Annotated in this window: 6 protein-coding genes; 3 read left to right on the top strand and 3 right to left on the bottom strand. The window is 61.3% G+C overall.

Going from position 1 to position 6,000, the window contains the following annotated elements; all coding sequences use genetic code 11:
- Positions 1–59: 59 nt before the first annotated feature.
- The 3 genes from pstC to pstB all read left to right on the top strand — a co-directional run bounded on the left by pstC (position 60) and on the right by pstB (position 3,113).
- Entirely contained in the window at positions 60–1,007 is a 948-nt protein-coding gene (gene pstC, locus HMPREF3160_RS02540) for a phosphate ABC transporter permease subunit PstC (protein ID WP_083285333.1), read from the top strand.
- A gap of 133 nt (positions 1,008–1,140) precedes the next feature.
- On the top strand, positions 1,141–2,220 hold the full coding sequence (gene pstA / locus HMPREF3160_RS02535) for a phosphate ABC transporter permease PstA (protein ID WP_052048627.1): 1,080 nt from the start codon (positions 1,141–1,143) through the stop codon (positions 2,218–2,220).
- Positions 2,221–2,333: 113 nt separating this feature from the next.
- Positions 2,334–3,113, top strand: coding sequence for a phosphate ABC transporter ATP-binding protein PstB (gene pstB, locus HMPREF3160_RS02530; protein WP_035757300.1), 780 nt, complete (start codon positions 2,334–2,336; stop codon positions 3,111–3,113).
- A 164-nt stretch (positions 3,114–3,277) separates the two neighbouring features.
- Here the strand turns inward: pstB and HMPREF3160_RS02525 are convergent, their stop codons facing one another.
- The 3 genes from HMPREF3160_RS02525 to HMPREF3160_RS02515 form a co-directional block, all read right to left on the bottom strand.
- On the bottom strand, positions 3,278–4,291 hold the full coding sequence (locus HMPREF3160_RS02525) for an inorganic phosphate transporter (RefSeq protein WP_052048605.1): 1,014 nt from the start codon (positions 4,289–4,291) through the stop codon (positions 3,278–3,280).
- The gene (locus tag HMPREF3160_RS02520; protein WP_141739798.1) at positions 4,292–4,852 is read right to left on the bottom strand and encodes a hypothetical protein; all 561 of its coding nucleotides are present in this window, start codon (positions 4,850–4,852) and stop codon (positions 4,292–4,294) included.
- Between the two features lie 390 nt (positions 4,853–5,242).
- Positions 5,243–5,878, bottom strand: coding sequence for a hypothetical protein (locus HMPREF3160_RS02515; protein ID WP_070506934.1), 636 nt, complete (start codon positions 5,876–5,878; stop codon positions 5,243–5,245).
- Positions 5,879–6,000 lie beyond the last annotated feature (122 nt).

Raw genomic sequence — 6,000 nt, 5'->3', positions numbered from 1 at the left:
CCCGACCACGCATCTAAGCCCCCACATCCCACTGGATTCACCCGCACAGGAGCAATCTCGTGACTTCCCCATCGCTGGCACCAAAGAGTGGCCCGCTCGATGAAAAGGCGAAAGGCCGAGTCGGAGACAAAGTATTCTCCGGCACCGCCTTGGTAGCCGGCATCATCATCCTTGTCATCCTCGTCTTCGTCTCGGTCTTCCTGGTCACCCAGTCCATTCCGGCGCTGACTGCAGACCCAGCAGACATCACAGGCGGCAAGGGCTTCCTCAACTACGTCCTGCCGCTAGCGATCGGTACCCTCATCGCCGCCGGCATCGCATTGCTCCTAGCAACACCAGTCGCAGTTGGTGTTGCATTGTTCATTTCCCACTTCGCGCCCCGCCGCATGGCGAAAACGGTCGGCTATGTGATCGACCTTCTCGCAGCGATCCCATCGGTCGTCTACGGTGCATGGGGCATGGCCGTGCTCGGCCCAGCGATGGTCGGGATCTTCAACTGGCTGCACGACAACCTCGGATTCATCCCGATCTTCGGTGACCCATCCCAGACCGGCCGAACACTCATGACCGCATCGGTCGTGCTCGCGGTGATGATCCTGCCGATCATCACCGCGCTCTCCCGCGAAATCTTCGTCCAAACCCCTAAACTTCACGAAGAAGCAGCGCTGGCACTCGGCGCAACCCGTTGGGAAATGATCCGCATGGCAGTCTTCCCATTCGCCCGCGCCGGCGTCGTCTCCGCAATCATGCTCGGCCTCGGCCGCGCCCTCGGCGAAACCATGGCAGTCGCAATGGTGCTCTCCGCAGGTGGCCTTACCATCAACCTCATCGGTTCCGGTAACTCCACCATCCCGGCAGACATCGCCCTGCACTTCCCAGAGTCCTCCGGCCTACGCGCCAACGAACTCATCGCGGCCGGCCTGGTCCTCTTCATCATCACCCTCATCGTGAACCTGATCGCACGGTGGATCGTGTCCCGTCACAAAGAATTCGACGGAGCTAACTAACATGACCCGCCCGAATCACGAACACAGCTCCCAAAAGTCTGAGGTAAAACCAGTGAACGCGACCGAACAGCGCACCAAAACCACATCAGAGGGGGAACGTCGCCACGGCCGTAGCCGCCTCACCTCCGGACAAATGCCACGATGGGGCGAGCCACTCATCGGCGTCATCTCGCTGATCCTCGGCGCCGCCATCGTAGCGCTCATCGGCTTCAACATCGCAGGCTGGCTCTGCGTCTCCGCGATCATCTTCCTGATCGTCGACTACGTTGCAACCCTGCTGGTAGCCAACCGCCGCCAAGCGGCCAACACGCTAGCCCGCAACCTCATCGTCGGCGCGTTCCTCATCGCGCTGGTCCCACTCGTCTCAGTCATCTGGACCGTTGTCGCCAACGGCTCCAAAGCGATCGTCGCGCCAGGGTTCTTCGCATCCGACATGCAAGGACAGATCGCGATCGCCGACATCCAGCACGCCCGCGAAGGCGGCCCGCTCATCGGCGGTATCAAGCACGCACTCATCGGTACGTTGCTCATCACCCTCGCAGCCACCGTGATCTCCGTGCCGATCGGTCTGCTGACCTCGATCTACCTCGTCGAATACGCACGCGACAACTGGCTCTCTAAGGTCATCCGCTTCTTCGTTGACGTCATGACCGGTATCCCATCAATCGTCGCGGGTCTGTTCGCGGCCGGTATCTCCGCCTACGTGATGCTCGACCTGTTCCAGATGCGGCCAGGCTCCCAGCTGATCGGTTTCTCTGCAGCGATCGGTTTGTCAGTGCTCATGATCCCGGTTGTGGTCCGCTCAACCGAAGAAATGCTGCGCGTTGTCCCGAACGAGCTGCGCGAAGCGTCAGCGGCACTCGGCGTACGCAAGTGGCGCACCATCATGAAGGTTGTCCTCCCAACCGCGCTATCCGGTATCGCATCCGGCGTCACCATCGCTATCGCACGCGTCATCGGTGAAACCGCGCCGATCCTGGTGACCGCAGGTACCGCATCAGTCGTGAACTTCAACCTGTTCAAGGACTGGATGATGGCGCTACCGGTCTTCATCTACCGCCAGCTGAACTACCCGGCAGCGCCAGCCGCGCAAGACGCATCGACCCTACGCGCATGGGGTGCAGCGCTTGTCCTGATCATCATCGTGATGCTGCTGAACCTGCTGGCACGCATCATCGCTAAGATGTTCGCACCGAAGCAGGCCGGCCGCTAAAGGAACCGGGTGGTACGGAACACGCCAGCCACCCTACACGACCTCTCATAGACCACTGACCACAGGTCACACCAACCACTGACCACCAGGTCAAAGTGAAGGAAATAAAAACTATGGCAAAGCGCATCGACGTCTCAGACCTCAACGTCTACTACGGCAGCACGCACGCGGTAAAAGACGTCAACATGACGATTGACCCTTGTTCCGTTACCGCGTTCATCGGCCCATCCGGTTGCGGTAAAACCACCTTCCTACGGACTTTGAACCGTATGCATGAAGTCATCCCGGGTGCACACGTCAAGGGCAAGGTGCTACTCGATGGCGACAACATCTACGGTTCAGGTGTTGACCCAGTGCGTGTCCGCACCGAGGTCGGCATGGTTTTCCAGCGCCCCAACCCGTTCCCGACGATGTCCATCCAGGACAACGTCCTCGCCGGGTTCAAACTCAACGGCAAGCGTCTCTCTTCATCCGACCGTGAGGAGATTGTCGAGAAGTCGCTGCGCGGCGCGAACCTGTGGAACGAGGTCAAGGACCGCCTGGATAAGCCAGGTTCCGGTCTCTCCGGTGGTCAGCAGCAGCGTCTGTGCATCGCCCGCACTATCGCAGTCCAGCCGTCCGTGATCCTGATGGACGAGCCGTGCTCCGCGCTCGACCCGATCTCCACGCTCGCCGTCGAGGACCTCATCAACGAGCTCAAGGACACCTTCACCGTGGTGATCGTGACCCACAACATGCAGCAGGCGGCCCGCGTCTCCGACAAGACCGCGTTCTTCAACATCGCAGGCACCGGCAAGCCAGGCGAGCTCATCGAATACAACGACACCTCGACGATCTTCAACAACCCACAGCAGAAAGACACCGAGGATTACGTGTCTGGCCGCTTCGGCTAAACCACGCCGCGGAGCTACGAGCGTGCAGTAGCGGCGGCGAAACAATAGCCACACCACGATGGTGGCGCCTGCAGACAGCGGGCGCCACCATCGCTGTTTAAGCGGAAGATGTGCTGGCTGGGTGCTGGACGGGTTGGCCGCGGCGCAGGCTGGGCGGCGGTGCGCTACCCGATGAGTGGGGACGCGGCGAGGTACAGGACGGCGCTGACGAGGAAGGTCACCACCGGTGTCATGAGCCAGTAAGCCGCGACTTCAACGGCGCGGCGCTGATTCACGGTCATGTGACGTTGTGTGAGGCCGGCACCGAGTAGCGAAGTTGTGACGGACTGGGTTGAAGAGATCGGTAAGTGGAAGGCGATCGAACCGAAGAACACGAGCAGGGAAGAAGAAACTTTCGCCATGCCTGCCCGCAACGGGTCCAGCTGCACGAGCCGCGTTGAGAGGGTATAGGTTATGCGCCAACCTCCCACAAGCATTCCCGCACCCAGGATCACCGCGGTGATGATCTCGAAACCATGCATGTCACCGTAATCGAAATCTAATCCGGCGGTAGCGGTCATAACAAGCAGGAAGACAGCCAAACGCTGGCCGTCCTGCAGCCCGTGAGCGAACGCCACCGCAGCGGTCGCGATCGCCTGGGAAACCCGGCCAATCCGGTCAGCAGATTTCGGTGTCTGATACCGCATGAGCCACGCCGCCGGGATCATGATCAGTATCGACAACAGTGGCGCAACAAGCACCGTGACCGCAAGCGGAATAAGGATCGCCAACAACAAGGTCAGCCACACGCCCGTGTTCTCCATGTGGCCCATCGTTATCGCCGCTACCAAGGCGCCTACAAGCCCGCCGTACATCCCGTGGGTTTGGGAGGTCGGTTGTCCACGCCACCACGTGAACAAAGCCCACATAGCCGCCGATGCCAGCGCCGCCATCGCCATCACGAGGCCCGCAGGACCGGGCGCCAAAGCCAGCTCGAATTGGTCTTGAAACGCGATCCCCAGCCCCGTCGAGAGAAACGTGCCGGCCGCAGCGAAACCGGCCACAACAATCGTTGCGATACCAGGGGTCAAAGCACGTGTACGCACCGAGGTCGCAACAGCGTTGGACGCGTCATGGAAACCGTTGAGGAACGTGACCAAAGCCCACAGCAGGCACGCACACACCAAAAGGAAACCCATTTACGATTCCTTGACCAGGATGGTCCCAAGGTGGTTCATCGCCTGAATCAGTTCGTACTGGGCTTCACGCACGTCATCGAGCAACATGGTTTGAGACAAAGCGGTCTGTACGCGGGTGGTTTCGCTGATTTCGAGTTTCCAGGTACGGATCGTGTGGCGGCCGCGGGTCGTGAGCCCCATGAGGTCCAGCCAATCGTCTTCGACGTTGTCCAGCTGCGCCAGATGCGCGAAAACTTTCCGTAACACTTTGGCTTGCTGGCCCAGAAGCTCAAGAAGCTCAGGCAGCGAGGTTGAACGCATCGGGATCGCATCCGGGATGAGGCCCGCCGCATTAGAGACAGCACCGATGGATGCGCGAAGGTGGCGAGAGAACGTGAACAGGTCTTCCCGAGGCAACGGGTTGATGAACGAGGTACGCAAATGCGTGAGCAATGTATAGGTTTTGTCATCAACCTCGTTCAGGTTTTCCTTGATCGCTTCACGCAAAGCGGTCCGTTCCGTTGCAGGCGCAGAGATGAGTTGGGCGGCCGAACCGATGGCCTCGTATAACAGCTCAGACATGCCGGCCAGCAACTTGAGGCTTCGAGCCTCAGAAGGAAACAGCCGCAAACGCACGGAAACCTCATTCTCAAAGGGGACGTTACAGCTGGCAGTCTAATGAGTGAAGGTTAACAGACAAACGCGTTGAGCGGCGGGGGATCTGCGCAGGCAGCGATGCGCGAACTAATGTGCGGCGACAAAGATCCCGGACGTTGACAGAAGCCAGGATTTGAAAGACACCGGGCCGGGGGCGCCTCTCGGCGGAAGGCCGCTCGAAGCGGCAGATATTTGGAGCCCGGGGCCTCCTGCGGCCCGGTGTCCCCTCCAGTGTGGCAGACGGGGCCGGGTGCTCGTCAAGCGCTGCGGGGATACCGGTAGTCCTTGCGCCAGGTTGGTGTGGCCGCGGCGGGGCTATTCGAGTTGGTTGCGGCGCCACATTTCAGCTGAGGCGACGAGGTCCGACGCGGTGGAAGCTAAGCGTCGCGAACTTTCAGTGAGTGCGCGGGCATGCTGTGTTGCGTGCGCCTCGGCGCTGTCGGCGTGGGCTGCCTGCCCGGCGGCGACGAGCCGGCAGAACGCGGCGGCGCGTTCAAGCGCGACGGCGAAGTCTCCCGTATAGGCGCCCGTGAGGATCGCGGTGGTGACCTCGACCACCTCGGTAGGCCCCGGCGGGTCCGCGACCCCGGCAACCACAACCGTGACGTCATCCACAGACATACCGGCGCGGAACAGCGCGGACCAGCGGTGCGCATCGTTCATGACAGCCCGGCGCAGCACATACAGCCGCCACAACGTACCCGGCAGCGAAACGGCAGGGGAGGCCGACCACAGTTCGGCGAGCTCAAGCAGACCATCCGAGTCCGCGAGCTTGATGAGGCGGTCCAGAACCTCCGGCTCAACCCCCGAACGGCCCTGATGCACGATAGCGTGGGCAGTCAGGTGTGCCGCCTCGGAATGATGTGCCGGATCCGAGCCGGGCGCCTCACGATCCAACAGCTCGGGAGGCATCACGGCTGGCTTGTGGTGGGTGCGCGCCGAAAAATTCATCCCCTCCAGTGTAGGAACACGCGCGATCGCGGCCGGGTTGGTGCCGGTGGCGGGGTCGGGTTTGCGCCGGTGGCAGGGCCGGGTTTGTGTCGACGATGGGGCGGTTGGCCCCGGATCTAAGA

It is taken from the genome of Arthrobacter sp. HMSC06H05 (assembly GCF_001807395.1).
GTDB lineage: Bacteria > Actinomycetota > Actinomycetes > Actinomycetales > Micrococcaceae > Pseudoglutamicibacter > Pseudoglutamicibacter albus.
The sequence above is the reverse complement of the archived record's forward strand: the minus strand, read 5'-3'. Positions and strand labels throughout refer to the sequence as shown.